The sequence below is a fragment of the Nocardioides cremeus genome, from assembly GCF_030518195.1.
GTDB classification, from domain to species: domain Bacteria; phylum Actinomycetota; class Actinomycetes; order Propionibacteriales; family Nocardioidaceae; genus Nocardioides; species Nocardioides cremeus.
In genome coordinates, this window is sequence record NZ_JAULSC010000001.1 from 379534 (window position 1) to 405723 (window position 26190).

The 26190-nt window shown below is 74.3% G+C and carries 27 protein-coding genes; 20 read left to right on the forward strand and 7 right to left on the reverse strand.

Annotated features, from left to right (window positions below; all coding sequences use genetic code 11):
• Positions 1 to 54 precede the first annotated feature (54 nt).
• A complete protein-coding gene (locus QWJ41_RS01800) occupies positions 55 to 1626 on the forward strand; it encodes a peptide chain release factor 3 (RefSeq protein ID WP_302705440.1) in 1572 nt (523 codons plus the stop codon).
• Between the two features lie 3 nt (positions 1627 to 1629).
• Here the strand turns inward: QWJ41_RS01800 and QWJ41_RS01805 are convergent, their stop codons facing one another.
• Complete coding sequence (locus QWJ41_RS01805; protein WP_302705441.1) at positions 1630 to 3006, reverse strand: FAD-dependent oxidoreductase; 1377 nt, start codon at positions 3004 to 3006, stop codon at positions 1630 to 1632.
• Between the two features lie 100 nt (positions 3007 to 3106).
• Between QWJ41_RS01805 and QWJ41_RS01810 the strand changes: the two genes are divergently transcribed.
• The 7 genes from QWJ41_RS01810 to QWJ41_RS01840 all read left to right on the forward strand — a co-directional run bounded on the left by QWJ41_RS01810 (position 3107) and on the right by QWJ41_RS01840 (position 10078).
• Positions 3107 to 3976 (forward strand): helix-turn-helix domain-containing GNAT family N-acetyltransferase, encoded by an 870-nt coding sequence (locus QWJ41_RS01810; RefSeq protein WP_302705442.1) that lies wholly within the window; start codon positions 3107 to 3109, stop codon positions 3974 to 3976.
• A gap of 45 nt (positions 3977 to 4021) precedes the next feature.
• Positions 4022 to 5170 carry an NAD(P)/FAD-dependent oxidoreductase gene (locus QWJ41_RS01815; RefSeq protein WP_302705443.1) on the forward strand — a complete coding sequence of 383 codons (1149 nt, stop codon included), beginning with the start codon at positions 4022 to 4024 and terminating at the stop codon, positions 5168 to 5170.
• Between the two features lie 25 nt (positions 5171 to 5195).
• Entirely contained in the window at positions 5196 to 5633 is a 438-nt protein-coding gene (locus QWJ41_RS01820; RefSeq protein WP_302705444.1) for a hypothetical protein, read from the forward strand.
• 8 nt (positions 5634 to 5641) lie between these two features.
• The gene (locus QWJ41_RS01825; RefSeq protein WP_302705445.1) at positions 5642 to 7021 is read left to right on the forward strand and encodes an MFS transporter; all 1380 of its coding nucleotides are present in this window, start codon (positions 5642 to 5644) and stop codon (positions 7019 to 7021) included.
• A 10-nt stretch (positions 7022 to 7031) separates the two neighbouring features.
• A complete protein-coding gene (locus QWJ41_RS01830) occupies positions 7032 to 7427 on the forward strand; it encodes a MerR family transcriptional regulator (protein WP_302705446.1) in 396 nt (131 codons plus the stop codon).
• Positions 7428 to 7611: 184 nt separating this feature from the next.
• Entirely contained in the window at positions 7612 to 9150 is a 1539-nt protein-coding gene (locus QWJ41_RS01835) for a SulP family inorganic anion transporter (RefSeq protein WP_302705447.1), read from the forward strand.
• A 22-nt stretch (positions 9151 to 9172) separates the two neighbouring features.
• Positions 9173 to 10078: a YihY/virulence factor BrkB family protein gene (locus tag QWJ41_RS01840; RefSeq protein ID WP_302705449.1), complete on the forward strand. Its 906-nt coding sequence runs from the start codon at positions 9173 to 9175 to the stop codon at positions 10076 to 10078.
• 79 nt (positions 10079 to 10157) lie between these two features.
• Here the strand turns inward: QWJ41_RS01840 and disA are convergent, their stop codons facing one another.
• Both disA and radA read right to left on the reverse strand, forming a co-directional pair.
• A complete protein-coding gene (gene disA / locus QWJ41_RS01845) occupies positions 10158 to 11240 on the reverse strand; it encodes a DNA integrity scanning diadenylate cyclase DisA (protein ID WP_193668094.1) in 1083 nt (360 codons plus the stop codon).
• Between the two features lie 110 nt (positions 11241 to 11350).
• Entirely contained in the window at positions 11351 to 12754 is a 1404-nt protein-coding gene (gene radA / locus QWJ41_RS01850; protein ID WP_302705451.1) for a DNA repair protein RadA, read from the reverse strand.
• A 104-nt stretch (positions 12755 to 12858) separates the two neighbouring features.
• On the opposite strand from radA, the gene QWJ41_RS01855 reads away from it, so the two are divergent.
• A complete protein-coding gene (locus tag QWJ41_RS01855; RefSeq protein ID WP_302705453.1) occupies positions 12859 to 13905 on the forward strand; it encodes a LacI family DNA-binding transcriptional regulator in 1047 nt (348 codons plus the stop codon).
• Positions 13906 to 13936: 31 nt separating this feature from the next.
• Here the strand turns inward: QWJ41_RS01855 and QWJ41_RS01860 are convergent, their stop codons facing one another.
• The 3 genes from QWJ41_RS01860 to QWJ41_RS01870 form a co-directional block, all read right to left on the reverse strand.
• Positions 13937 to 14653: a class I SAM-dependent methyltransferase gene (locus QWJ41_RS01860; protein ID WP_302705454.1), complete on the reverse strand. Its 717-nt coding sequence runs from the start codon at positions 14651 to 14653 to the stop codon at positions 13937 to 13939.
• A gap of 11 nt (positions 14654 to 14664) precedes the next feature.
• Positions 14665 to 15303 carry a VOC family protein gene (locus QWJ41_RS01865; protein WP_302705455.1) on the reverse strand — a complete coding sequence of 213 codons (639 nt, stop codon included), beginning with the start codon at positions 15301 to 15303 and terminating at the stop codon, positions 14665 to 14667.
• 84 nt (positions 15304 to 15387) lie between these two features.
• The gene (locus QWJ41_RS01870) at positions 15388 to 16173 is read right to left on the reverse strand and encodes a DUF3109 family protein (protein ID WP_302705456.1); all 786 of its coding nucleotides are present in this window, start codon (positions 16171 to 16173) and stop codon (positions 15388 to 15390) included.
• Between the two features lie 46 nt (positions 16174 to 16219).
• Between QWJ41_RS01870 and QWJ41_RS01875 the strand changes: the two genes are divergently transcribed.
• From QWJ41_RS01875 to QWJ41_RS01910, 8 genes are read left to right on the forward strand one after another with little or no spacing between them, the layout of a single operon-like run.
• Positions 16220 to 17167, forward strand: a complete 948-nt coding sequence (locus QWJ41_RS01875) for a Ppx/GppA family phosphatase (RefSeq protein ID WP_302705457.1) — start codon at positions 16220 to 16222, stop codon at positions 17165 to 17167.
• Between the two features lie 13 nt (positions 17168 to 17180).
• Entirely contained in the window at positions 17181 to 17984 is an 804-nt protein-coding gene (locus QWJ41_RS01880; protein ID WP_302705459.1) for a sugar phosphate isomerase/epimerase family protein, read from the forward strand.
• Positions 17956 to 18705 carry an ABC transporter ATP-binding protein gene (locus tag QWJ41_RS01885; protein WP_302705461.1) on the forward strand — a complete coding sequence of 250 codons (750 nt, stop codon included), beginning with the start codon at positions 17956 to 17958 and terminating at the stop codon, positions 18703 to 18705. Before QWJ41_RS01880 ends, QWJ41_RS01885 begins: the two co-directional genes overlap by 29 nt.
• Positions 18702 to 19439 carry an ABC transporter permease gene (locus tag QWJ41_RS01890; protein ID WP_302705462.1) on the forward strand — a complete coding sequence of 246 codons (738 nt, stop codon included), beginning with the start codon at positions 18702 to 18704 and terminating at the stop codon, positions 19437 to 19439. Before QWJ41_RS01885 ends, QWJ41_RS01890 begins: the two co-directional genes overlap by 4 nt.
• Positions 19440 to 19474: 35 nt before the next feature.
• Positions 19475 to 20425 (forward strand): proline dehydrogenase family protein, encoded by a 951-nt coding sequence (locus QWJ41_RS01895; RefSeq protein ID WP_302705464.1) that lies wholly within the window; start codon positions 19475 to 19477, stop codon positions 20423 to 20425.
• Positions 20426 to 20468: 43 nt separating this feature from the next.
• A complete protein-coding gene (proC, locus tag QWJ41_RS01900; RefSeq protein WP_302705466.1) occupies positions 20469 to 21275 on the forward strand; it encodes a pyrroline-5-carboxylate reductase in 807 nt (268 codons plus the stop codon).
• A 53-nt stretch (positions 21276 to 21328) separates the two neighbouring features.
• The gene (locus tag QWJ41_RS01905; protein ID WP_302705467.1) at positions 21329 to 22069 is read left to right on the forward strand and encodes a mycothiol-dependent nitroreductase Rv2466c family protein; all 741 of its coding nucleotides are present in this window, start codon (positions 21329 to 21331) and stop codon (positions 22067 to 22069) included.
• 59 nt (positions 22070 to 22128) lie between these two features.
• Positions 22129 to 23052: a haloalkane dehalogenase gene (locus QWJ41_RS01910; RefSeq protein ID WP_302705468.1), complete on the forward strand. Its 924-nt coding sequence runs from the start codon at positions 22129 to 22131 to the stop codon at positions 23050 to 23052.
• A 21-nt stretch (positions 23053 to 23073) separates the two neighbouring features.
• Here QWJ41_RS01910 and trpS read toward each other — a convergent pair whose 3' ends face one another.
• Positions 23074 to 24063, reverse strand: coding sequence for a tryptophan--tRNA ligase (gene trpS / locus QWJ41_RS01915; protein WP_302705470.1), 990 nt, complete (start codon positions 24061 to 24063; stop codon positions 23074 to 23076).
• 246 nt (positions 24064 to 24309) lie between these two features.
• On the opposite strand from trpS, the gene QWJ41_RS01920 reads away from it, so the two are divergent.
• From QWJ41_RS01920 to QWJ41_RS01930, 3 genes are all read left to right on the forward strand, one after another.
• Positions 24310 to 25521, forward strand: a complete 1212-nt coding sequence (locus tag QWJ41_RS01920; RefSeq protein ID WP_302705471.1) for an acetoin utilization protein AcuC — start codon at positions 24310 to 24312, stop codon at positions 25519 to 25521.
• 202 nt (positions 25522 to 25723) lie between these two features.
• Positions 25724 to 25930, forward strand: coding sequence for a helix-turn-helix domain-containing protein (locus QWJ41_RS01925; RefSeq protein WP_193668073.1), 207 nt, complete (start codon positions 25724 to 25726; stop codon positions 25928 to 25930).
• A 90-nt stretch (positions 25931 to 26020) separates the two neighbouring features.
• A complete protein-coding gene (locus tag QWJ41_RS01930; protein ID WP_008356322.1) occupies positions 26021 to 26122 on the forward strand; it encodes a 30S ribosomal protein bS22 in 102 nt (33 codons plus the stop codon).
• The last annotated feature ends 68 nt before the right edge of the window (positions 26123 to 26190 follow it).

The following is a 26190-nucleotide window of genomic DNA, read 5'->3' on the forward strand; positions in this document are numbered from 1 at the left end:
CACCCGGCCGCCCCGTCAGGGTAGTGGTCCCCGGCCGCCACGTAGAGTCGACGGGTGGATGAACCCGACCTCCGACCGCGCCGGACCTTCGCCGTCATCAGCCATCCCGACGCCGGCAAGTCGACGCTGACCGAGGCGCTGGCCCTGCACGCGGCCGTGATCGCCGAGGCCGGAGCGGTGCACGGCAAGGGTGGTCGCAAGGGCACGGTCTCCGACTGGATGGAGATGGAGAAGGCCCGCGGCATCTCGATCACCTCCGCCGCGCTGCAGTTCGCGTACGGCGACCACGTGGTCAACCTGGTCGACACCCCCGGCCACGCCGACTTCTCCGAGGACACCTACCGGGTGCTCTCGGCGGTCGACTCCGCGGTGATGCTCGTCGACGCCGCCAAGGGCCTCGAGCCGCAGACCCTCAAGCTCTTCCAGGTCTGCGCCCACCGGGGCATCCCGGTGATCACGGTCATCAACAAGTGGGACCGCCCCGGCCTCGACCCGCTCGAGCTGCTCGACTCCATCGAGAAGCAGATCGGGCTCCGGCCCACCCCGCTGACCTGGCCGGTCGGCGTGGCCGGCGACTTCCGCGGCGTCCTCGACCGGCGTACGGGCGGGTTCGTGCGCTACACCCGCACCGCGGGCGGCAGCACCCGGGCGCCCGAGGAGCACCTCGACGCCGAGGCCGCCGCCGCCGCGGAGCCCGAGCGCTGGGCGGAGGCGCAGGAGGGCCACGAGCTGCTCAGCGCCGACGGCGCCGACCACGACCAGGAGAGCTTCCTGGCCGGCCGGACCACCCCGGTGCTCTTCGCCTCGGCGCTGTCGAACTTCGGCGTCGCCCAGCTGCTCGGGGTGCTGCTCGAGCTGGCCCCGCCGCCGGGGCCCACCACGGCCGTCGACGAGAGCGAGCGCCAGCCCGACGACGACTTCAGCGCCTTCGTCTTCAAGGTGCAGTCGGGCATGGACACCGCCCACCGCGACCGGCTCGCCTACGCCCGCGTCTGCTCGGGCACCTTCGAGCGAGGCATGGTCGTCACCCACGCCACCACCGGGCGCCCCTTCACCACCAAGTACGCCCAGGCCGTCTTCGGCCGCGAGCGCACCTCGGTCGAGCGGGCCCGTCCGGGCGACATCATCGGTCTGGTCAACGCCTCGGCGCTGCGGGTCGGCGACACGATCCACGCCGGCCCGCCGGTGCGCTACCCGCCGATCGCCAGCTTCGCGCCCGAGCACTTCGCCACCGTCAGCGTCACCGACACCGGGCGGTGGAAGCAGTTCCGCAAGGGCATCGAGCAGCTCGACCAGGAGGGCGTCATCCAGGTCCTGCGCTCCGAGCTCCGCGGCGAGCACGCCCCGGTGCTGGCCGCCGTCGGGCCGATGCAGTTCGAGGTGGTCACCTCCCGGATGGAGGCGGAGTACCGCGCCCCGGTGCGCCTGGAGCACCTCGACTACTCCATCGCCCGCCGGGTCGACCCCGAGCAGCGCGACGAGGTGGCCGCGCTGCGCGGCGTCGAGGTCATGCAGCGCACCGACGGGGTGCTGTTGGCGCTCTTCTCCGACCGTTGGCGCCTCGAGGCGATCGAGCGGATGAACCCGCACCTCGACCTCCAGGCCCTGGTGGCGGGCCGGGGCTGAGCCCTACCTGACGGCGGGCACGCCGAGCAGCTCCGGGCCGGCGGGGGAGCAGCAGCCGGCCCCGGCCTGCGCGTCGCCCTCGGTGTCGCCCTCGATGTCGTACGTCGGTGCCGCGCCGCACACGCCGGTCTCGGGCAGCACCAGCTCGACCCGGTCGGCGGCCTCCTGGTCGCCGGCGATCTCGGCCACCACCGAGCGGACCTGCTCGCAGCCGGTCAGCGTCAGGAACGACGGCGCCCGGCCGTAGGACTTCATGCCCACGATGTAGAGCCCCTGCTCGGGCTGGCGCAGCACCGAGGCGCCGTGCGGTGAGACCGAGCCGCAGGAGTGGTGCTCGGGGTGGATCTCGGGGGCCAGCAGCCGCGGCGCCGACAGCTCGGGGTCGAGGTCGAGGTGGACCTCGCTGAGCCACGACACGTCGGGGCGGAAGCCGGTCACGGCCACCACCTCGTCGACGCCCGTGACCTCCCGACCGTCGAGCGAGGTCAGCACCAGTCGCCCGGTCTCCTCGACGCGGCGCACGGAGGTGGTCCGGAAGCCGGTGACGGTCTCGACGGTGCCCGACGCGGCGACGGCGCGGGCGCGCTCGCCCAGGGCACCGCGGGCCTCGAGCTCGTCGGCGTCGCCGCCGCCGAAGGCGTGCCCGACGTCGCCGCGCCGCAGCAGCCAGGTCACCCGGGTGCCGGGCTCCTCGGCGGCGAGCCGGCCCAGCGCGACCAGCGCGTTCTGCGCCGACGCCCCGGCCCCGGCCACCACCACGTGGCGGCCGGCCAGCCGGGCACGGACGGCGGGGTCGTCGACGTCGGGGACGGCGTACGTGACGTGGTCGGCGTGCTCGCGCTCGCCCGGGGCGGGGTAGCCGTCGGTGCCCAGCGGGCCGGGCCGGCCCCAGGTGCCGGAGGCGTCGACGACCGCGGCGGCGCTGCGCACCTCGTGGCCGCCAGGGGTCTCGACGTGCACCGCGAACGGCACCCGCTCGCGGTCGACGGCGACCAGCAGGTCGCGGCCCTGGCGAGCCACCCCGGTCACGCGGTGCCCGGTGCGGACCTCGACGCCGGCGGCGACGAGGGCCTCGGCCAGCGGGCACAGGTAGTGCTCGACCCACTCGGCGCCGGTGGGCGGGGTCGGGTCGGTGGGCCGGGTCCACCCTGTCGGCTCGAGCAGCCGCGCCGCGGCGTCGTCGACGAGCTCGGACCACGGCGAGAAGAGCCGCACGTGGCCCCACTCGGTGACGGCCGCCGCCGGGCTCGCGCCGGCCTCGAGCACGACGACGGGCAGCCCGCGCTCGTGGGCGTGCGCGGCGGCGGCCAGCCCGATGGGCCCGGCGCCGACGACGACGAGCGGCTGGGCGGTGGTGGGGGTCAGGGCGAGGTACGGCATCGGGTCCTCAGTTCATCGACGACGGTCGATGTAGACGGTATCGACTGTGATCGATGGACGCAACCATCGATCTGTGTCGATCGAGGCTAGGCTGGTCGTCATGACCAGCGCCACCCGCACCGGACCCGCCGTGGGCCTCGACCTCGACACCGCGACGACGTACGCCGAGTGGTTCGCGACCCTGGCCGACCCGACCCGGGTGCGGCTGCTGCACGCGGTGGCCTCGAGCCCCTCGGGTGCGCTGCGGGTCGGCGACCTGGCCGCCGCGCTGGGCATCAGCCAGGCCACCTGCTCCCACCACGTGCGCCGGCTGGCCGAGCTGGGCTTCGTCGTCGTCGACAAGGTCGGCACCGCCAGCCTGGTCTCGGTCAACGACGCGTGCTGCACCGGGCTGCCGCACGCGGCCGACGTGGTGATGGGCACCCTGGCCGCGTCGCCCTGCTGCCCCGAGGACCTGCCCGGCGACGTGCGCACCCGGGCGATGACCGAGGCCGACCTGCCGCGCGTGCAGGAGATCTACGCCGAGGGCATCGCCGGGCGCCAGGCCACCTTCGAGACCGAGGTCCCCTCGCTCGACGTGCTGCGCGAGCGCTGGCTGCCGGGGCACCGCTGGGTCGCCGAGCTCGCGGCCGAGCCGGGCCGGGTCGTCGGGTGGACCGGGGTCTCACCGGTCTCGGCACGCGCCTGCTACGCCGGGGTCGGCGAGACCACCGTCTACGTCGCCGCCGAGGCCGGCGGGCGCGGCGTGGGCCGCTCGCTCCTGCACCGCCAGGTGATCGAGGCCGACGCCGGCGGGCTCTGGACGCTGCAGGCCGTCGTCTTCCCCGAGAACCGGGCCAGCCTCGCGCTGCACCGCAGCGCCGGCTACCAGGTGCTCGCGGTGCGCTCCCGCATCGCGCGCCTCGACGGTCGTTGGCGCGACACGGTGCTGCTGGAGCGGCGCCGCGCGGACGATCCCTTCGAGGGCTGAGCGACCGCCCGGGCGGGTGGGGGCGCGGCTGGTTGGCTGGGAGCCATGTCGACTTCCGCACCAGCCGTCCAGGTCGAGCAGGTCCCCTCCGTCGCCTCGGGTCCGCCCCGGGTCGCGGTCATCGGGGCGGGGATCGTCGGGCTCAGCACCGCCTACGCCCTGCTCGAGCGGGGCGTCGAGGTGCGCGTCTACGAGCAGGGCGAGCCCGGCAACGGCCAGTCGGGCGGGGTGTCCCGGATCTTCCGGCACGCCCACGACGATCCGCGGCTGGTCGCCGCCGCGCGCGCCAGCCGCGCGGCCTACCGCGAGTGGGGCGAGCGGCTGGGTGTCGAGATGGTCTCCGCCGACGGGGCGGTCGCGATCGGCCCGACGGTCGACGAGCACCTGCCGCTGCTGGTCGACGGGGGCGTCGCCGCCCGCCGCATCGACGCCGACGAGCTGGCCGCCCGCGTGCCGCTGCTGGCCGGCTTCGACGGCGCGGCGATGCTCGACGAGGAGGGCGGCTCGATCCGCACCACCGCGACCATCGCCGCGCTGGCCGCGGCGCTGGGCGAGCGGCTGGTGCGCGACGAGGTGATCTCCGTGCGCCCCCTCGGGGACGGCGACGGCGTCGAGGTGCGCAGCGGCGGTCGCACCGACACCTACGACCGCGTCGTGGCCTGCGCCGGGCGCGGCACGCCCGCGCTGGCCCGCACCCTGGGGCTCTCGCTGCCCGTGGCGCAGGCCGCGCACGTGCGGCTGACCTTCGCGGTGCGGGGCGAGGCGCCCCGCACGCTGGCCACGCTCCAGGACTCGAGCGGCGTCTTCGGCGAGACCGGCGTGTACGCCGCCGCGGCGCCCGGCAACGCGACGTACGGCGTCGGGCTGAGCCAGACCACCCCGGCCCGCGACGACGCCAGCCTGCCGGTGCCCGCCGGGCTCGACGAGCTCGCCGCCCGGGCCCGCGACTACGTCGCCCGGGCGCTGCCCGGCCTCGACCCCGACCCGGTCGACGTGCGGCACTGCTGGGTCACCACGCTGCCCTGGAGCGACGACGCGATGGCGGTGTGGGAGGCCGGCGGGGTGCTGCTGCCGGTCGGGCACAACCTCTACAAGCAGGCGCCCGGGCTGGGCCGCCACCTCGCGGCCGCGGCCGACGGCGAGCCGCTCGACGCGTCGCTGCGCCCCGAGGCCCGCCTCGGATCCCCTCGGTGACCGCGTCGTCTGCGAGGCTGGGCCCATGACCTCCTGGCGTGACTCCCTGAGCAAGACCGTGGCCGGTGAGATGGACGAGCTGCTCGACGCCTCGCTCAAGGCCGCCAAGGAGCGGCTCGACGCCGACGACGTGCTGCTGCCCTTCGTGCAGGTCGTCGAGGACGACGGCAGCCAGGGCACCCGCATGGTCGAGATCGTCGAGGACGTGCGCCCCGACCAGCTGCTCGAGGAGCTCTTCGAGAAGCTGCGCACCGAGCGCGACCAGGTGCGCGCCGTCGCCGTGGTCTTCGACGCGATCGTGGGCGGCGCCCGGGCGGTGCAGGTGCTGCTCGAGCACCGCAGCCCGAAGGCCCCCGCGCTGGTGCTCGCCGCGCCCTACAAGGCCCAGAAGCGCCGTCACCAGATCGGGGAGGTCCGCGCCGCCGAGGGCGAGCGGCGGATCTGGCCCGTCGCCACCGACTGAGCCGACCGATGAGCACGTCCACGGGCGCCGGGGACCGCGCCGGGGCGCGCCCCGCCCGGACCCCGCTCCTGGGCCCGCGCTACCGCGGCGCCACCACGGGCGCCGTCGCCCTGGTCTTCCTGGCCGCCTTCGAGGCCCTCGCGGTCGCCACGGTGATGCCGGCCGTGACCCGCGACCTCGACGGACGCGCCTGGTTCTCCGTGGCCTTCTCCGCGACCCTGGCCGCCAGCGTCGTCGGCATGGTCGCGGTCGGGCTGTGGTCGGACCGCCGCGGCGCGGTGCGCCCGCTGCTGACCTCGGTCGCGCTCTTCGCCGTCGGGCTCCTGGCCGCCGGGCTCGCCCCGACCATGGGGCTGCTGGTGGTCGGCCGCTTCCTGCAGGGCCTGGGCCTCGGCGGCCTCGTCGTCGCGCTCTACGTGCTCGTCGCGCAGGTCTTCGACCCCGTCGACCGGCCCCGCATCCTCGGCCTCTTCGCCGCCGCGTGGGTGCTGCCCGGCCTGGTCGGCCCGTTCCTGGCCGGCGTCGTCGCTGACACCCTCGGCTGGCGCTGGGTCTTCCTCGGCGTCGTCGGCATCGCCGCCGCGGCGCTCGCGCTGCTGGTGCCGACCCTGCGTGCCGTCGAGCCGCCCGAGGCCGGCGCCGCGCCCCGGGGCGGCGGCGTACGACGTCTGGCGCTGGCGGCCGCGGTCGCCACGGCCGTGGTGGGCCTCAACCTCACCGGTGCGCTGCCCGCCGCGACCCGGGCCGGGGTCGCCGCGGTCGCGGTCGCCCTCGCGCTGGTCGCCGTGCGCCCGCTGCTGCCGCGGGGCACTCTGCGCGCAGGGCGCGGCGTACCGGCCGTGATAGCGCAGCGCGGCCTGGTCGGCGGCACCTTCTTCGCCGCCGAGGCATACCTGCCCTTCCTCCTGCAGGAGCAGTACGCCGCCGCCACCTGGGTCAGCGGCCTGGTGCTGACCGTCGCCACGCTGGGCTGGGCCGGGGCGTCGCACGTGCAGGGACGGCTCGGCGACCGGCTGCCCGACGAGGCGGCGCTGCGCCTGGGGGCCCTGGTGCTGGGCGCCGGCATCGTGGCGGTGCTGCTGGTGGCGGCGCTGGGCCTGCCCGGGGTGCTGGTCGGCGCGGGCTGGCTGGTGGCGGCCGCAGGCATGGGGCTGATGTACCCGCGGATCACCTCCACCGTGCTGGCGCGCACCGCCGTGCACGAGCGCGGCACTGCCTCCTCGGCGGTCACCATCAGCGACTCGGTCGGGGCCGCGGTCGCGGTCGCGGTGGCCGGGCTGCTCTTCACCGCGGTGGGCACCGCCGCCGACCGCTCGGCCTTCGTGGCGGTGCTCGGGCTCTCCGCCGGGCTGGCCGCGCTGGCGGTCGTGGTCTCGCGGCGGGCCTAGACTCGCCGCCGTGTCCGCACACATGCAGATCGGCGAGGTCGCCACGCTCACCGGCCTGAGCCTGCGCACCCTGCGCTACTACGAGGAGGTCGGGCTGGTGACCCCCTCGGCGCGCTCGGCGGGCGGGTTCCGGCTCTACACCGCCGTCGACGTCGACCGCTTCGAGCTGGTGAAGCGGATGAAGCCGCTCGACTTCTCCCTGGAGGACATGCGCGGGCTGCTGGCGGTCGTCGACGCCCTCGACGCCGAGCCCGACGACACCGAGCGGGCCCGGCTGCTGGGCGAGCTGGAGTCGCTGCGGGCCGCGGCCGAGGAGCGGGTCGACACGCTGCGCACCCGCCTGGCCTGGGCCGAGGAGTTCGCTGCTGGCCTCGACGAGCGGGTGCGCGCCCAGCGCGAGCGGTGAGCCGTGCCAGCGTCGCGGCGTAGGCCGACGATGCGCACTCTCCCGTCACGTCAGGGTAGAGTCACCCCGTCGGCGGCGGTGTCACGCACCCGCGCGCCGCTCCAGACCTCGCACCACCAGCCCGACGTCGGCCGGTCGCAGCGCCGCTCCCGGACGACGTGCCCCGCACCGCCCAGGAGAGCCCGTGAGCAACCCCGCGCCCGACCAGACCTCGCTGCTGCAGCCCTCGCCGACCCTGCCCCCGGCCGAGACGCACACCGTCATGGGTGCGCTGCGCCGCCCTGCCGTCCTGCGCCGCGAGGTCGTCGCCGGTCTCGTGGTGGCCCTCGCGCTGATCCCCGAGGCGATCTCGTTCTCGATCATCGCCGGTGTCGACCCGCGCCTGGGCCTCTTCGCCTCCTTCACGATGGCGGTCTCGATCGCCTTCCTCGGTGGTCGCCCCGCGATGATCTCGGCCGCGACCGGCGCCATCGCGCTGGTGATCGCGCCCGTGGCGCGCGACTACGGCGTCGACTACCTGATCGCCACGGTGATCCTCGGCGGCGCGATCCAGGTCGTGCTGGGCGTGCTGGGCGTGGCCCGGATGATGCGCTTCATCCCGCGCTCGGTGATGGTCGGCTTCGTCAACGCCCTGGCGATCCTGATCTTCATGGCCCAGATCCCCTACCTGGTCGACGTGCCGTGGCTGGTCTACCCGCTGGTGGCCTTCGGCGTCGCCGTGATCGTGCTGCTGCCGCGGGTGACCAACGCCGTGCCCGCCCCGCTGGTGGTCATCGTGGCCGTCACCGGTGCCGCGCTGCTGGTCGGCTGGGCGCTGCCCGACGTGGGCGACGAGGGCGACCTGCCCGAGACGCTGCCGGCGCTGTTGATCCCCGACGTGCCCTTCAACCTGGCCACGCTGGAGATCATCGCGCCGTACGCGCTGGCGATGGCGCTGGTGGGCCTGCTCGAGTCGCTGCTGACCGCCAAGCTCGTCGACGACATCACCGACACCCACTCCCAGAAGACCCGCGAGGCGTGGGGCCAGGGCGCGGCCAACATGATCACCGGCTTCTTCGGCGGCATGGGCGGCTGCGCGATGATCGGCCAGACGATGATCAACGTGAAGGCCTCGGGCGCCCGCACCCGCATCTCCACCTTCTCCGCCGGCGTGCTGCTGCTCGTGCTGGTCGTCGGCTTCGGCGACCTGGTCGCGCAGATCCCGATGGCCGCGCTGGTCGCGGTGATGATCATGGTCGCGGTGGGCACCTTCGACTGGCACTCGGTCGCCCCGCGCACCCTGCGCCGGATGCCCAAGAGCGAGACCACGGTGATGCTCTCGACGGTCGTGGTCACCGTGACCACGCACAACCTGGCCATCGGGGTCGGGGTGGGCGTGCTGGTCGCGATGACCCTCTTCGCCCGCCGCGTGGCCCACCTGGCCACCGTGGAGCGCGAGCTGGTCGAGGTCGACGGGCGCCCGCAGGCCCGCTACACCGTCGTCGGCGAGCTGTTCTTCGCCTCCTCCAACGACCTCTACACCCAGTTCGAGTACGCCGACGACCCCGAGCACGTGGTCATCGACCTCGCCGACTCCCACGTGTGGGACGCCTCGACCGTGGCCGCGCTCGACTCGATCACCTACAAGTACGAGCGCAAGGGCAAGACCGTCGAGATCCACGGCCTCAACGAGCAGTCGCTGCACATGCACGGCCGGCTGAGCGGCCAGCTGGCCGCGCACTGAGCCGGGTGCGAGGCTCGGTCCCGTGACCCGTCGTCGTGACCTCGTGCTGGCCCGCGGCCGCTCCCTGGGGGCCGTGCTGGTCGACGAGGTCCGCAAGGACCGCGTCGCGGGGCTGGCCGCCGAGATCGCCTTCTTCGCGGTCCTGAGCCTGTTCCCGGCGCTGCTGATCGCCGCCAGCCTGCTGTCCTACCTCGAGGCGCTCGTCGGTGCCGAGGTGGCCGCGCGCACCGAGGCCCGCGTCGTCGACACGCTCGGGCTGGTGCTCACCGAGCGCGGCGAGCCGGTGCTCGACTCGGTGCGTGCCGTCTTCGATGGCGAGTACGGCGGCCTGCTCACCATCGCCGCGCTGGGTGCGCTGGTCACCCTGTCGGGGGCCTGGGCGGTCGTGGTGCAGGCGCTCAACCTGGCCTACGACAGCGACGAGCACCGCCCGTGGCTGCGCCGCCGGCTGCTGGGCCTGGGGCTCGGACTGATGACCGTCCTGGTCGTGGTGGTCGCCCTGGCCGTCGTCGTGGTCGGCCCGCTGCTGGGCCGCGGCACCGACGTGGCCGACGTCGTCGGTCTGGGTGGCGCCTTCGAGTACTTCTGGGACCTCGCCCGGCTGCCGGTGCTGGCCCTGGTGCTCGTCGGCTGGCTGGCGCTGGTCTTCCACCTGGCACCCAACCGGCGTACGCCGTGGCGGGCCGCGCTGCCCGGCGCGGTCGCGACCACCGTGCTCTGGCTGGCCGCCAGCGGCGGCTTCGGCCTCTACCTGCGCACCATCGGGGAGGGCAACCCGCTGCTAGGCGTCTTCGGCGGCGGCATCGTGGTGCTGACCTGGGTCTACCTGCTCGCCCTGGCCCTGCTCCTCGGCGGTGAGCTCAACGCGCTGCTGCACGACGGCAAGCACCGCGCCCGCGAGCGGGGAGATTCATCGGCCGGCCGATGAATCTGGCGGGTGGACGATGAAGCTTCATCGGCCACCCAGGAGATCTGTCGGCCGGCCGATGAAACTCCCCGCGGGCGGCTCAGACGTAGCGCTCGAGGATCGTGGACTCGGCGAGGCGGGAGAGGCCCTCGCGGACGCTGCGGGCGCGCAGCTCGCCGACGCCCTCGACGGCCTGGAGGTCGTCGATGCCGGCGGAGAGAAGCTTCTGCAGGGTGCCGAAGTGGTCGACGAGGCGGTCGACGACGGGGCCGGGCAGGCGCGGGACCTTGGCCAGCAGCCGGTAGCCGCGGGGGGCCACGGCGCCGTCGAGGTGCTCGCCGTTGCCCAGGCCCAGCACCTTGGCGGTGGCGGCGGGGTCGACCAGCGCGGTGGGGGAGAGGGCCTCGAGCTGGTGCAGCAGCTCCTCGGGGGTGGAGGCCTTGCGCCCGGCCGGCAGGTAGTCGCGCACCACCAGCTCGCGCTCGGTGTCGACGCCGGTGATCAGCTCCTCGAGCTGCAGCGAGAGCAGCCGGCCGTCGGTGCCGAGCTCGAGCACGTAGTCCTCGATCTCGCGGGCGATGCGGGTGACCATCTCGAGGCGCTGGGCGACCACCGCGACGTCGCGCACGGTGACGAGGTCCTCGATCTCGAGCGCCGAGAGGGTGCTCGAGACCTCGTCGAGGCGCAGCTTGTAGCGCTCGAGGGTGGCCAGGGCCTGGTTGGCGCGCGAGAGGATCTGGCCGACGTCCTCGAGCACGTGGCGCGTCGAGCCGACGTACGCCGCGATGATCTGCATCGACTGCGACACCGAGATCACCGGGAAGCCGGTCTGGCGGGCCACCCGGTCGGCGGTGCGGTGCCGCGTGCCGGTCTCCTCGGAGGGGATCGTGTGGTCGGGCATCAGGTGCACCGCGGCGCGCACGATGCGGGTCAGGCCCGCGTCGACGATGATCGCGCCGTCCATCTTGGCAAGCTCGCGCAGGCCGGTGGCGGTGAAGGGCACGTCGAGGTCGAAGCCGCCGGTGCTGATCTCGTCGACCCGCTCGTCCTGGCCGATCACGATCAGGGCGCCGGTGCGACCGCGCAGGATCCGCTCGAGGCCGTCGCGCAGGGAGGTGCCCGGGGCGATCGAGGCCAGCGTCTCGCGCAGGCGCAGCAGGTCGTCCGAGCGTTCGGCGGGCACGGGGGCTCCTCCATGGGGGGACGGGCGGTCGATCCGCCCTGACCTGCGAAGTCTAGAGCGGCGCGCCCGGGTGCGCGTCATCATTCCGGGCGGCGTCGGATCGTGGTGGCTCAGCCGGGCCGGTCGGTCAGGCGCAGCACCTCGAGGGCGCTGGCGATGCCGGGCACCTCGAGCACCCGCATGCCCTCGATCTCGCGGGGTGTGCCGACCCCCTGGCCTCGGCGGCCGGGTTCGGTCGGCACGACCGCGTGCCGGAAGCCGAGCCGGGCGGCCTCGGCGATGCGCTGGGGCAGGTCACGGACCCGGCGCAGCTCGCCGGCCAGCCCGAGCTCGCCGATCGCGACCACGCCGGTGGGCGGCGCGATGGCCAGGTGCGAGGAGACCAGCGCGATCGCCACCGCCAGGTCGCTGGCCGGCTCGTGCAGACGCGCGCCGCCGACGGTGGAGGCGAAGACGTCCTGCATCGAGAGTCGCAGCCCGCAGTGCCGCTCCAGCACCGCGAGCACCATCGCCACCCGCGAGCCGTCCAGCCCCGACGTCGTACGCCGCGGCCGGTCCAGGGGCGAGGGGGTCACCAGGCCCTGCACCTCGGCCAGCATCGGTCGCCGGCCCTCCATGGTCACCGCGACGCAGGTGCCGGGCACCCGGCCGTGGTGCTGCTCGACGAAGAGCCCGGTGGGGTCGGCCACCGCGCTGATGCCGTCGGGGCCGAGGTCGAAGCAGCCCACCTCGTCGACCGGGCCGAAGCGGTTCTTCATCGCGCGCACCATGCGGAAGCGGGAGTTGCGGTCGCCCTCGAAGTGCAGCACCACGTCGACGAGGTGCTCGAGCACCCGGGGCCCGGCGATCGCGCCGTCCTTGGTGACGTGGCCGACGAGCACGGTGGTGATGCCGCGGGTCTTGGCGACCCGGATCAGCGCGGCGGCGACCTCCTTGACCTGGGTGACGCCGCCGGGGACCCCGTCGACCCCGGAGGCACCGATCGTCTGCACCGAGTCGACCACGATCAGCTGGGGCCGGGTCTCCTCGATGTGGGTCAGTACCGCCCCGAGGTCGGTCTCGGCGGCCAGGTAGAGCTCGTCGTGGACGCCGCCGGTGCGGTCGGCGCGCAGGCGCACCTGGGAGGCCGACTCCTCACCGGTGACGTAGAGGGTGCGGCGCTGGTAGCGCGCGGTCTGGGCGGCCACCTCGAGCAGCAGCGTGCTCTTGCCGACCCCGGGCTCGCCGGCCAGCAGGATCGCGGCGCCGGGCACCAGGCCGCCGCCGAGCACCCGGTCGAGCTCGGGCACCCCGCTGGTGCGGAAGCCGGCCTCCTCGACCGACACCTCGCCGATCGGGACCGCGCGGGTGGTGACCGGCGAGGCCGCGGTGCGCAGCGTGGGCGCCGCGGCGGCCTCGGCCACCGACCCCCAGGCCTGGCACTCGCCGCAGCGCCCGACCCACTTGCCGGTCTCCCAGCCGCACTCGGAGCAGCGGTAGGTGGGCCGAGCGGCACGTGCGGAGGACTTCGCCATGACCGGCACGCTAGGCCAGGGCGCCGACAGCGCCGAGCGGCCGTCGTGGTTACAGTGCTCCCGTCGGACTTGGAACGATCAAGAGGTGGCGAGGGGTGGTGACCGTGTCCCGCACCAGCTCCCGCACGTCCGGGCCGCCGCCCACGCTGGCCGACGTCGCCGAGCGCGCCGGTGTCTCGCGCCAGACGGTCTCCAACGCGGTCAACAACCCCGACCTGCTGCGCGCCGACACGCTGCTGCGCGTCCAGCAGGCCATCGCCGACCTCGGCTACCTGCCCAACCGCGCGGCCCGCAACCTGCGCACCCGCGCCTCCCACCTGATCGGGCTGCGCATCCAGGCCGCCCAGGAGGGCACCGCCAACGCGACGATGGACCGCTTCGTGCACTCGCTGGTCGAGACCTCGCGCGAGGCCGGCTACCACGTGCTGCTCTTCACCGGCGACCCCACCGACCCGCTGTCGGGCTACGAGGACCTGCTGCGCTCGACCGCGGTCGACGCCTTCGTGGTCACCGACACCTACCTCGGCAACCCGCAGGCCGAGTGGCTCGACGGGCGCCGGGCGCCGTTCGTGGCGTTCGGCCGGCCCTGGGAGAACTCCGAGGCCACGCACGCCTGGGTCGACGTCGACGGCGCCGCCGGCTGCGAGAGCGCCACCCGCCACCTCCTCGCCAAGGGCCACGAGCGGATCGCCTGGATCGGCTGGCGCAAGGACTCGCGCATCGGTGAGGACCGCCGCGCCGGCTGGCACCGCGCCATGAAGGAGGCCGGGCTGCCTACCTCGGGGCTGGCCTCACGCGTGGAGGACACCGTGGCGAGCGGCCGCGAGGCCAGCGAGGTGCTCCTCGACGAGGCCGCGCCCACCGCCTTCGTCTGCGCCTCCGACACCCTCGCGATGGGGGTGCTGCACACCCTGGGGCTGCGCGGGCTGCGCGTCGGCGACGACGTCGCGGTCGTCGGCTTCGACGACTCGCAGGTCGCCCAGGTCGTGCGACCCGGGCTGAGCTCGGTGCGCCAGCCCCTCGAGGACGTCGCCATCGAGGTCGTCACCGCCCTCGAGGGCCTGCTGGGCCGGCCCCGTGTCGCCCAGCAGGGCGTGCTGCTCACCCCGTCGCTGGTCGTGCGCGACTCCTCGGGCCCCGACCGGTCCTGATCGGCCCCGACCGGGCCCGATCGGGCTGCGCTCAGAAGCGGCGCCACCACACGTCGACGGCGTAGTCGACCTCGGTGCCACCGCCGGCGGCGGCGTGCTCGGCCAGCGCCTGCTCGGCGGCCGGGCCGGGCAGCTCGATGCGCACCACGGCCTCGAGGTCGGCGAGGGTGTCGAAGGCCCAGCGGGTCAGCACCGGCTCACGCTGCCAGCCCTGCGCGGCCCAGAACTCCTGCTTCACCGCGGGGCTCGGGTGCTCGGGGAAGCCACGGGCGAACCAGGCGCCGAAGGTCGAGCGGCTCGCGTCGTTGTCGACGACGTACGCCGTCGCCCCGGGGCGCGCGACCCGCTCGAGCTCGGCGAGACCGGGCTCGCAACCGGGTCCGAAGAAGTAGGCCCAGCGCGCGTGCACCACGTCGATGCTGGAGTCGGGCAGCGGCAGGTCCTGGGCGGTGCCCTCGAGCACCGTGACCTTACGGTCGGCCGCCAGCCGCCGGGTGCGGCGCCCGGCGATGGCGCGCAGGTCGGGGTGCGGCTCGACACCGGTCACCGACGCGGCGGCGCGCGCGAAGCGGGTCAGGTGGAAGCCGGTGCCGCAGCCGACGTCGAGGACGTCGCGGTCGGCCCAGCCACCGAGCTCCTCGATCACGGCCTCGACGCGCCGGTCGGGGTCGAAGGCGTGGTTCTCGAGCTCGTAGGTGTCGGTGTGGTGCCAGATGTTGGGGCTGGGGCGGGTGCCCTCCGGCAGCACCGTCGGCTCCCTCAGAGCCGGACCAGGCCGCCGGGGGTCTGGATCTGCACGGCGATCACGCCGGGGGTGCCGTGCGGGGCCACCCAGTCGACCTTGACGTCCTCGAGGGGCGCCTCGACCGGCTCGCCCAGCCACTCGCTGACGCGCAGCGGGTCGCCGGCGATCTCGAGGCAGGCCAGGGCGTAGGCGTCGTCGGCGCCGTGGCTGGGGTGCAGGTCGGCGGGCACCTCCCACTGCAGGAAGAACGGCAGCTGCGGGTCGGCCATCAGGCCGTTGATGCCGATCTGCTTCCAGCGCAGCTCGGTGCCGTCGGGGCGGTGCCGGCTGCCCTGCGCGGCCTCGCGGCCCAGGCGCTGCTCGGCCACCGAGATGTCGTCGACCGCGACGGCCCAGCCCAGCCAGCCGCCGCCGAGCGCCGAGCGGGCGCGCACGGCCTGCCCGAAGGGCGCCTTGTCGGAGGCGGGGTGGTCGAGGACCTCGACGATCTCGAGGTAGGTGTCCTGCGCCAGCGGCAGCACCATGTTGCGGGTGCCGAAGCGCGGGTGGATGCCGCCGTCGGTGAAGTCGCGGCCCAGCAGCCCGCCGATGCGCTGCGCGGTGCTGGCGAGACCGTCGGGGCCGGCGGCGTAGGAGAGGTGGTCCAGGCGCATGCCTACGATTGTGAACTCCGCAACGTCACGGGGCGACGGCGGGGTCGGTTCTCTCGATGTCGAGAAGCCGAGAGGGCCGAGGGGTCAGTGCGGGTCGGCGGGGTGCAGCGCCAGCGCCGAGCGCGAGCGCAGGTGCGCCTCGCAGTGGCGCACCAGCTCGTCGTACGCCGCCGAGCCCATCAGCTCGCGCAGCTCGGCCTCGTTGGTGACGTAGACCGGCTCGACCGCGACGTGCGCCTCGGTGTTGCCCGAGCAGTACCAGTCGAGGTCGTGCCCGCCCGGTCCCCAGCCGCGTCGGTCGTACTCGCCGATGCTGACCTCGGTGTACTCGGTGCCGTCGGTGCGCTCGACCTCGCGGAAGGTGCGGCGGATCGGCAGCTGCCAGCACACGTCGGGCTTGGTCTCGAGGGGGTGCAGCCCCAGGTCGAGGGCCAGGCCGTGCAGGGCGCAGCCCGCGCCGCCGGGGCCGGCCTCGGGATCCTCGGGGGCGAAGCCGGGCCGGTTCTGGAAGATGCAGGCCTGCTGGCCGTCGACCTCGGTGACCCGGGTCTTGCGGGCGCCCTCGTCGTCGAGCTCGACCCAGTCGTCGCGCGCAACCGCGCGCCCCGGGTGCTGCTGCCACTGGTGCGGGGACAGCTGGTCGACGAAGCCCGCGACCCGCTCCTCGTCGCTGTCGTCGGCGAAGTGCGCGCCGAGCGTGCAGCACCCCACGTCTGGGGCGTCGGCGAAGATGCCGGGGCAGCCCTGGCCGAAGATGCAGGTGTACGACGACGTCAGCCAGGTGAGGTCGCAGCGCAGCACCTCGTCGTGGTCGTCGGGGTTGACGAACTCGACCCAGGCGCGGGGGAAGACGAGGTCCACTTCGGGCACCGGGCCACCCTACGTTCCGGGGAGGTCCCGGGAGTACGTTGGACCCATGCGGCTGGGCGTCCTCGACATCGGCTCGAACACCGGGCACCTGCTGGTGGTCGACGCCCACGGTGGTGCGGCCCCCCTGCCGGCGTACTCCTACAAGGAGCCGCTGCGCCTGGCCGAGCACCTGGTCGAGCACGGCCCCGACGAGGGCGCGGTCTCCGAGGCGGGGGTGCAGGCCCTGACGGCCTTCACCGCCCAGGCGGTCACGGTCGCCGAGGACAAGGGCTGCCAGGACATGCTGGCCTTCGCCACCTCCGCGGTGCGCGACTCGGCCAACGCCGACGCGGTGCTCGACCACGTCCACGAGCAGACCGGGGTGCGGATCGCGGTGCTCTCCGGCGAGGACGAGGCGCGCCTGACCTTCCTGGCCGTACGCCGCTGGTTCGGCTGGTCGGCCGGGCGGCTGGCGGTCTTCGACATCGGCGGCGGGTCCCTCGAGATCGCGGGTGGGCCCGACGAGGCGCCCGACGTGGCGTGGTCGCTGCCGCTGGGCGCGGCGCGCCTGGCCCGCACCCACTTCGGCTCGGGCGCACCCGACGACGAGGCGATCCGTGAGCTGCGGCGCCGGATCCGCGCCGAGATCGCCCGCGACGCCGGCCACCTGCTGCGCGCCGGGGCGCCCGACCGGGCGGCGGCGACCTCGAAGACCTTCCGCTCCCTGGCCCGCATCTGCGGGGCGGCGGCGTCGTCGGAGGGCCCGCTCGTGCCGCGGGCCCTGCCGCTGGCGTCGCTGAGGGAGTGGATCCCCAAGCTGGTCGCGATGAGCCACGACGAGCTGGCCGCGCTGCCCGGCGTCTCGCCCAGCCGCGCCCACCAGGTGCTGCCCGGCGCGCTGGTGGCCGAGGCCTGCATGGACATCTTCGACCTCGGCGAGCTCGAGATCTGCCCCTGGGCCCTGCGCGAGGGCGTCATCCTCGAGCGCCTCGACCAGCTCAGCGTGCTGGGTTGAGGCGGGAGCGGTCGTGACCACCCGGATCGGGCTGTCCACCTCGTCGGTCTACCCCGAGTCGACCGCGCACGGGTTCGCCTACGCCGCGCAGCTCGGCTACGACGCCGTCGAGGTGATGGTCGGCATCGACGCGCTGAGCCAGCAGACTTCTGCGGTCCAGCAGCTCTCCGAGCACCACGAGATGCCGGTGTGCGCGGTGCACGCGCCGTGCCTGCTCTTCACCCAGCGGGTCTGGGGCACCGAGCCCTGGGGCAAGCTCGAGCGCTCCGCCGAGATGGCGCACGCGGTGGGTGCGCGCACCGTCGTGGTGCACCCGCCGTTCCGCTGGCAGAAGGACTACGCCCGCGGCTTCGTCGACGGCATCGCCGCGCTCGAGGAGTCCACCGGGCTGTTCTTCGCGGTCGAGAACATGTACCCCTGGCGCGCCCAGGTGACCTCGCGGGCCGCGACCGGCATGCAGATGTACCTGCCCGGCTGGGACCCCTCCTCCGAGACCTACGCCAGCACCACCATCGACCTCTCCCACGCCGCGATCGCCGAGGACGACCCGGTCGAGATGGCCGAGCGGCTGGGGGAGCGGCTGCGCCACGTGCACCTGACCGACGGCACCGGTTCGCCCAAGGACGAGCACCTGGTGCCCGGACGCGGCGAGATGGACGCCGCCGGCTTCCTGCGCCACCTCGCCGGCACCGGCTTCGACGGCGACATCGTGCTCGAGATCAACACCCGTCGCTGCGACTCGCGCGAGGAGCGCGAGGCCGACCTGCGCGAGTCGCTGGAGTTCGCCCGTGAGCACTTCGCGGTCGCAGCCACCTGACCGGTCGGTCGAGGCGCCGGTGGCCGAGGTCACCGGGCTCGTCGTACGCCGCGGCGGGCGCACCGTGCTGGCCGGGCTCGACGCCCGGCTCGGGCACGGGGTGACCGGGCTGCTGGGCCCGTCGGGCTCGGGCAAGACGACGCTGATGCGGGCCCTGGTCGGCAGCCAGGTCGTCAGCAGCGGCAGCGTGAGCGTGCTCGGCCACCCCGCCGGCAGCCCCGCCGTGCGCGGCCGGGTCGGCTACGCCACCCAGGCCGCCGGGGTCTACGACGACCTCACCGTGGCCCAGAACCTCGCGTTCTTCGCGCGGGTGCTGCGCGCGGGCGCCGCCGAGGTCGACCGGGTGCTCGAGGTCGTCGACCTGCACGAGCAGCGGGGCCAGGTGGTGGCCCGGCTCAGCGGTGGCCAGCGGGGCCGGGTCGGGCTGGCGCTGGCGCTGCTGGGCCGACCCGAGCTGCTGGTGCTCGACGAGCCGACGGTGGGCCTCGACCCGGTGCTGCGGGCCCGGCTCTGGACCCGCTTCCACGAGCTCGCCGAGGCCGGTGCGGCCGTGCTCGTCTCCAGCCACGTGATGGACGAGGCCGAGCGCTGCGACCGGCTGCTGCTGGTGCGCGAGGGTCGGCTGGTCGCCGACGGCACCCCCGCCGGGCTGCGCGAGCGCACCGGCGCCGGCACCATCGAGGAGGCCTTCGTCGCCCTGGTCCACCAGGAGCAGCCGTGAGCGCCCGCGTCACCGCCGCGGTCGCGGTGCGGGTGCTGACCCAGCTGCGCCACGACCACCGCACGATGGCCATGCTGCTCCTGCTGCCCGCGCTGCTGGTCTCGCTGCTGTGGTGGATGTTCGAGGACGTCGACACCGGGGCCTTCGACCGCGTCGGCCCGGCGCTGCTGGCGATCTTCCCCTTCACCGTGATGTTCCTGGTCACCAGCGTCACCACGCTGCGCGAGCGCACCAGCGGCACCCTCGAACGGCTGCTGGTGCTGCCCACCGCGCGCCTCGACCTGCTCGGCGGGTACGCCGCCGCCTTCGGGCTGGTCGCCGTCGTGCAGTCGCTGGTCACGGTGCTGGTCAGCACCACCCTGCTCGGCCTCGAGATCACCGGGCCGGTGGCGATGCTGGTGCTGGTGGCCGTGGTCGACGGGCTGCTCGGCACCGCCCTGGGCCTGTTCGTCAGCGCCTTCGCCCGCAGCGAGTTCCAGGCCGTGCAGTTCATGCCCGCCGTGGTGATCCCCCAGCTGCTGCTCTGCGGGCTGTTCGTGCCCCGCGACGCGCTGCCGCCGGTGCTCGAGACGGTCTCCGACGTGCTGCCGCTGTCCTACGCCGTCGACGCGATGCTCACCCTGTCGACCTCGACCGGCACCGGGGAGGTCTGGCGCGACCTGGCGGTGGTGGCCGGCTTCGTGGCCGGTGCGCTGGTGCTGGGCGCCGCGACGCTGCGGCGGCGTACCGCCTGAGACGGGGGTGGGGGCGCCGACGTAGCCTGCTGCCCATGGCCCTCCTCCGGCAGCCGCTGCTCCTGCTCGCCCGCAGCCAGCAGGTCAAGAACCTCGTCAGCACCCTCCCGGTCTCGGCCGGCATCGTCCGGGGCTACGTGCCCGGCGAGGGCACCGAGGACGCGGTGCGTGCGGCCGGCGAGCTCGCCGCCGACGGCCTGACCGCGACGCTCGACTTCCTCGGCGAGGACACCAGCGACCGGGCCCAGGCCGATGCGACGGTGGCGGCGTACCTCGACGTGCTCGCGGCGCTGTCGGCGAAGGGCCTGGCCTCGGGCACCGAGGTCTCGCTCAAGCTCAGCGCGATCGGGCAGTTCCTGCCGCCCGACGTCGCGCCGGAGGGCGGGCACCGGGTCGCGCTCGAGAACGCGCGCACCATCTGCCGCGCCGCGCGCAACGCCGGCACCACGGTCACCCTCGACATGGAGGACCACACCACCACCGACTCGACGCTGGCGACCCTGCGCGAGCTGCGCAAGGACTTCCCCGAGACCGGCGCGGTGCTGCAGTCCTACCTGCACCGCACCGAGGACGACTGCCGCCAGCTGGCCCACGAGGGCTCCCGGGTGCGGCTGTGCAAGGGCGCCTACGCCCAGCCCGAGTCGGTGGCCTACCAGGACGCCGCCGACGTCGACCGCTCCTACGTGCGCTGCCTGAAGGTGCTGATGGAGGGCCAGGGCTACCCGATGGTCGCCACCCACGACCCCCGCCTGGTCGAGATCGCGACCTCGCTGGCCGGTCGCGCGGCGCGCCCGCAGGGCAGCTACGAGTTCCAGATGCTCTACGGCGTGCGGCCCGACGAGCAGCGCCGCCTGGCCGCCAGCGGCGAGCGGGTGCGGGTCTACGTGCCCTACGGCCAGGAGTGGTACGGCTACCTGATGCGCCGCCTCGCCGAGCGCCCGCAGAACCTGGCCTTCTTCGCGCGCTCGCTGGTCTCCAAGAAGTGACTCCTGCCCGCGCCGGGCGGCGCGGGCTGGGAGGATGGGCGCCATGACCTCTCAGACAGCGATCCTGGGCGCCGGCGTGATGGGGGAGGCCCTGCTCTCGGGCCTGGTCCGTGCGGGGCGTCGTGTCGACCGGCTGATGGTCGGCGAGAAGCGGCCCGAGCGCGCCCACGAGCTCGAGGAGCGCTACGGCGTGGCCGTGCTCGACAACCGCAGCGCCGCGGCGAAGGCCGACACGATCGCGCTGGTCGTCAAGCCGCAGGACATGGCCGACCTGCTCGAGGAGATCGCGCCGGTGCTGCGCCCCGGCGTGCTGCTGGTCAGCCTCGCCGCCGGCATCACCACCGCCTACATCGAGTCGCGGGTGCCCGAGGGCGTCGCGGTCGTGCGCGTCATGCCCAACACCCCCGCGCTCGTCGACGAGGGGATGACCGCCATCTCCCCGGGCTCGCACTCCAGCGAGGCCGACCTCGCCGAGGTCGAGACCCTGATGTCGTCGGTCGGCAAGGTGCTGCGCATCCCCGAGCGCCAGCAGGACGCCGTGACGGCGATCAGCGGCTCGGGGCCGGCGTACATCTTCTTCGTCGTGGAGTCGATGATCGAGGCCGGCGTGCACCTGGGCCTGCCCCGCGCCACCGCCACCGACCTGGTCATCCAGACCCTGGTGGGCAGCGGCAAGATGCTGCGCGAGACCGGCACCCACCCCACCGTGCTGCGCGAGCAGGTCACCTCGCCCGGCGGCACCACCGCCTCGGCGCTGCGCGAGCTCGAGGTGCACAAGGTCCGCGCCGCCTTCCTGGCCGCCATGGAGGCCGCCCGCGACCGCTCCCGCGCCCTGGCCCAGGGCTCCTGAGCGCCCGGACAGGTGGTGGCCGGGCCGACCGGCGGGCTGGCAGGGTGGGTCCCATGAGCGACACAGCGGTGCAGCCGCACGTCCGGTTCTGGTTCGACCCCGTGTGCCCCTTCGCCTGGATGACCAGCAAGTGGGTGCGGATGGTCGCCGAGCAGCGCGGCCACGAGGTGGAGTGGCGCTTCATCTCGCTGCGCCTGCTCAACGCGCACGTCGACTACGACTCCCACTTCCCGCCCGAGTACGAGGCCGGCCACACCTCCGGCCTGCACCTGCTGCGCGTGTGCGCCCGGGCCCGCGACGAGCACGGCCCCGACGCGGTGGCCCGGCTCTACCCGGCCATCAGCTCGCGCATCTTCGACGTCGACCCCGGTGAGAGCGGCGGCGGGATGCCCGCCGGCGAGCGGGTCCAGGAGCTGCTGGGCGCCGCGCTCGAGGAGGCCGGTCTGCCGGCCGAGCTGGCCACCGCCTACGACGACGAGTCGTACGACGCGCAGCTGCGGGCCGAGACCGACGAGGCGCTCGCGCTGACCGGCAAGGACGTCGGCACCCCGATCCTGCACATCGCCCCGCCCGAGGGCGCGGCCTTCTTCGGTCCGGTGATCAGCCGGCTGCCCAGCGAGGAGGAGGCCGGCGCGCTGTGGGACCACGTCGTCGGGCTGGCCACCTTCCCCGGCTTCGCCGAGCTCAAGCGCAGCCTGCGCGAGCTGCCCCAGCTGCGTGCCTTCGGCGTCGACGAGGGCGAGGCCGGCGTGCAGGAGGACTGGCACGGCGGCTCGCGCCGCCAGAAGAAGTAGTCGCCCAGCCCTGCCACACTCGCCCCCGCCCGACCCTCCGACCAGATGGAGAGCCACCCGTGAAGACCCTGCGCACCCCTGACGACCGCTTCGCCGACCTGCCCGACTTCCCGTGGCAGCCGTCGTACGCCGAGCTCACCGACCCCGACGGCGGCGAGCCGCTGCGGATGGCCTACCTCGACGTGGGGCCCGCCGAGGGCTTCGACGACGCCCCGGTCGCGCTGCTGCTGCACGGCGAGCCGTCGTGGTCGTTCCTCTACCGCCACGTGATCGGGGTGCTGGCCGCGGCCGGCGTGCGCTGCATCGCCCCCGACCTGATCGGCTTCGGGCGCTCCGACAAGCCCACCCGGCCCGAGGACCACAGCTACGCCCGCCACGTCGAGTGGGTGCGCGAGCTGGTCGTCGACGACCTCGACCTGCACGACGTCACCCTGGTCGGCCAGGACTGGGGCGGGCTGATCGGGCTGCGCCTGGTCGCCGAGAACCCCGACCGGTTCGCGCGCGTCGTGGCGGCCAACACCGGTATGCCCACCGGCGACTTCGACATGCCCGAGATCTGGCACCAGTTCCGCAAGGCCGTCGAGAGCGCCGACCACCTCGACGTGGGCCGCTTCGTGGAGTCCGGCTGCGTGCGCGGGCTCAGCGACGAGGTGCGTGCGGCGTACGACGCCCCGTTCCCCACCCAGGAGATGGTCGCCGGGCCGCGGGCGATGCCCGGGCTGGTGCCGACCAGCACCGACGACCCGGCCACCAAGGCCAACCGGGCGGCCTGGGAGTCGCTGGGTCGCTGGGAGAAGCCGTTCCTGGTCGCGTTCTCCGACTCCGACCCGATCACCGGGGCGATGGCGCCGCTGATGAAGAAGCTGGTGCCGGGCACCCGCGAGGTCGAGCACCCGGTCATCGAGCGCGCCGGGCACTTCTTGCAGGAGGACGCCGGCGCCGAGCTCGGCCACGCGGTGGCCGAGTTCATCGCCGCCACCTGAGCCGGCGGTCGCCGCGGCGGGTCACAGCCCCATCGCCGCCTCGGCGGCCGCCAGCACGGGCGCGGTGACCCCGCGGCACCGCTCCTGCCCCGCGTCGTACGCCGCGTGCAGACGCGCCGGGTCGGCGAGCAGGTCGGCGTGGCGACGCTGCACCGGCTCCAGCACCGCCACGACGGCGTCGGTGACCGCGCGCTTCAGCGCGCCGTAGGTGCCGATGCCCTCGGCGGAGCCGCCACAGGCCACGAGCACGTCGAGCAGGTTGGTGACACCGGGCTTGGCCGCACGGTCCGCGCGCACGGCGGTGGGCCCGGTGTCGCTGTCGGTGACGGCTCGCGCGATCTTGCGCCGCACCACGTCGGGCGGGTCGAGCAGGCCGACCACGCCCGACAGGTCGGTGCTCGACTTGCTCATCTTGCTGGTGGGCCGCTGCAGGTCCATCACCCGCGCCCCGGCGGGTGCCACCACGATCTCGGGCACCGTGAACACCTCGCCGTAGGTGCGGTTGAAGCGCACCGCGAGGTCGCGCGCCAGCTCGACGTGCTGGCGCTGGTCGTCACCCACGGGCACCTGGTCCGGCCGGTAGAGCAGGATGTCGGCGGCCATCAGCACCGGATAGGTCAGCAGCGCCGCCCGGCTCGATCCGTCGGCGCGCCGACGCTGCTTGAACTGGATCATCCGCCCCAGCTCGCCGCTGGACGCGACGCACTCGAGCAGGAAGGCGAGCTGGCGGTGCGCGGGCACCCGGCTCTGCACGAACAGGGTGCTGCGCTCGAGCCCCACCGCGAGTAGCAGCGCGGCCAGGTCGCGGCTGCGCTCGCGCAGCAGCCGCGGGTCGTGGCCGTCGGTGAGCGCGTGCAGGTCGCTGACGCCCACGAAGCAGTCGTGGGCGTCCTGGCCCGCGACGAGGGGGCGCAGCGCGCCGAGCAGGTTGCCGAGGGTGGGGCTGCCGCTGGGGGTGACCAGCGAGAGCCGGCGGGTGCCGGCGCTGGACGGTGCGAGGTGCGTGGACATGTCGTCTCCTGGTGGGTGCGTGCCCACGCGAGGCTGTCCGGAGAAGACGAACGGCCGCCCGTGGACGGCCGTGGGATGAGGAAGGTGCGCTCGATCGGTGGTCCGCCGTCAGGCGGCCCACCACGGGGAGCACGGCACGAGACCCGCGCAGGCGGGGCTCGGGACGGGGCTCGGGGTGGTGACCAGCACGTGGGCACAGTAGCGCCGCGAGTGGCCGGCGTCACCCGCGGCGGTAGCGTCGGGGCCGTGCTCGCCTGCTCCGGACCCTCCACCGTCGTCTTCGACCCCCGCCTCACGGAGTACGACTTCGGTGTGGGCCACCCGATGTCGCCGGTGCGGGTGGACCTGACGATGCGGCTGGCCCAGGAGCTGGGCGTCGTGAACGGCGCCGGCGGCGCCGGCGGCGCCGGCGGCCTTCGGCAGGTGCCGGCGCCGATCGCCCCCGACGACCTGCTGCTCACGGTGCACGAGCCGGTGCTGCTCGAGGCCGTCCAGGACGCCGGGCGGCGGGTCCGGCCCCGGCTCGACGTCGGGCTGGGCACCGACGACAACCCCGTCTTCGCCGGCATGCACGAGGCCGGCGCGCACGTCGTGGGCGCCACGGTCGAGGCCTGCCGGCAGGTCTGGAGCGGCGAGTCGCTGCACTCGGCCAACATCACCGGCGGCCTGCACCACGCCATGCCCGACCGGGTCAGCGGCTTCTGCGTCTACAACGACATCGCCGTGGGCATCCGCACGCTGCTCGACCAGGGCGCCGAGCGGGTGGCCTACGTCGACATCGACGTCCACCACGGCGACGGGGTCGAGAAGATCTTCTGGGACGACCCGCGGGTGCTGACGATCTCGTTGCACGAGACCGGCCAGATCCTCTTCCCGGGCACCGGCTTCCCCAACGACCTCGGCGGGGCCGGGGCCGAGGGGAGCGCGGTCAACGTCGCGCTGCCGCCCGGCACCTCCGACGCCGGCTGGCTGCGCGCCTTCCACGCCGTGGTCGGGCCCCTGCTGCGGGAGTTCGCCCCGCAGGTGCTCATCAGCCAGCACGGCTGCGACTCCCACGCCGACGACCCGCTCGCCCACCTGATGCTCTCGGTCGACGGACAGCGCGCCGCGCACGAGGCCCTGCACGACCTGGCCCACGAGGTCGCCGACGGGCGCTGGGTGGCGCTCGGCGGCGGTGGCTACGAGCTCGTCTCGGTCGTGCCGCGCTCGTGGACCCACCTGCTGGCCTGCGTCGCGGGCACCCCTCTCGACGTGCAGACCGCGACCCCCGGCGCGTGGCAGGAGCACGTGCAGCGGCTGCTGGGCCAGGTGGCCCCACGGCGGATGACCGACGGCGTGACCCCGGCCTACCGTGACTGGGCCGAGGGCTACGACCCCGACACCTGGCTCGACCGGGCCGTGCAGGCCACCCGGGTCGCGGCCTTCCCGCTGCACGGGCTCGACCCGCAGGCCTGGTAGCGCGGGGAGCGCCGGGCGAGCACTGGGGTAGAACATGACCCATCTGGGTCATTTGCAAGCCGACACGCCGACGAATGCCGAGTCACTTGCGATTGCCCCTTCCCCACGAGTCACTCCAGGCCCTATTCTCACCACTGCGTGGCCGTGGAGTCGCCGGCGGGGAAGCCGGCGGACGTGCCACCCAGGAAGTCGGTGCAAGCTCATGGTGACCAGCTCTTCGGGAGACATCTCCGAGGCCAAGTTCCTGACCGTTGCCGAGGTGGCCGCGATGATGCGGGTCTCGAAGATGACGGTCTACCGCCTCGTGCACAACGGCGACCTGCCCGCGGTCCGGGTCGGGCGCTCGTTCCGGGTGCGCGAGGAGGACGCCAACGAGTACATCCGCAAGTCCTTCTACGACGCGGGCTGAGCCGATTCTCCCAGCCCGCCACCGGCCCAGTAGGCTGTCGGCGTCCTTCGCGCCTCTGCGCGGGACCACCAGCTGGGAAAGGAACAACCTGTGGGTTCGGTCATCAAGAAGCGGCGCAAGCGCATGGCCAAGAAGAAGCACCGCAAGCTGCTGAAGAAGACGCGCGTCCAGCGTCGCAAGCTCGGCAAGTAGTCGCGGGCCACCGCGCGGGCCACGGGCCCGCGCAGGTGGCGCACCACCCAGCACGACGTCGATAGCTC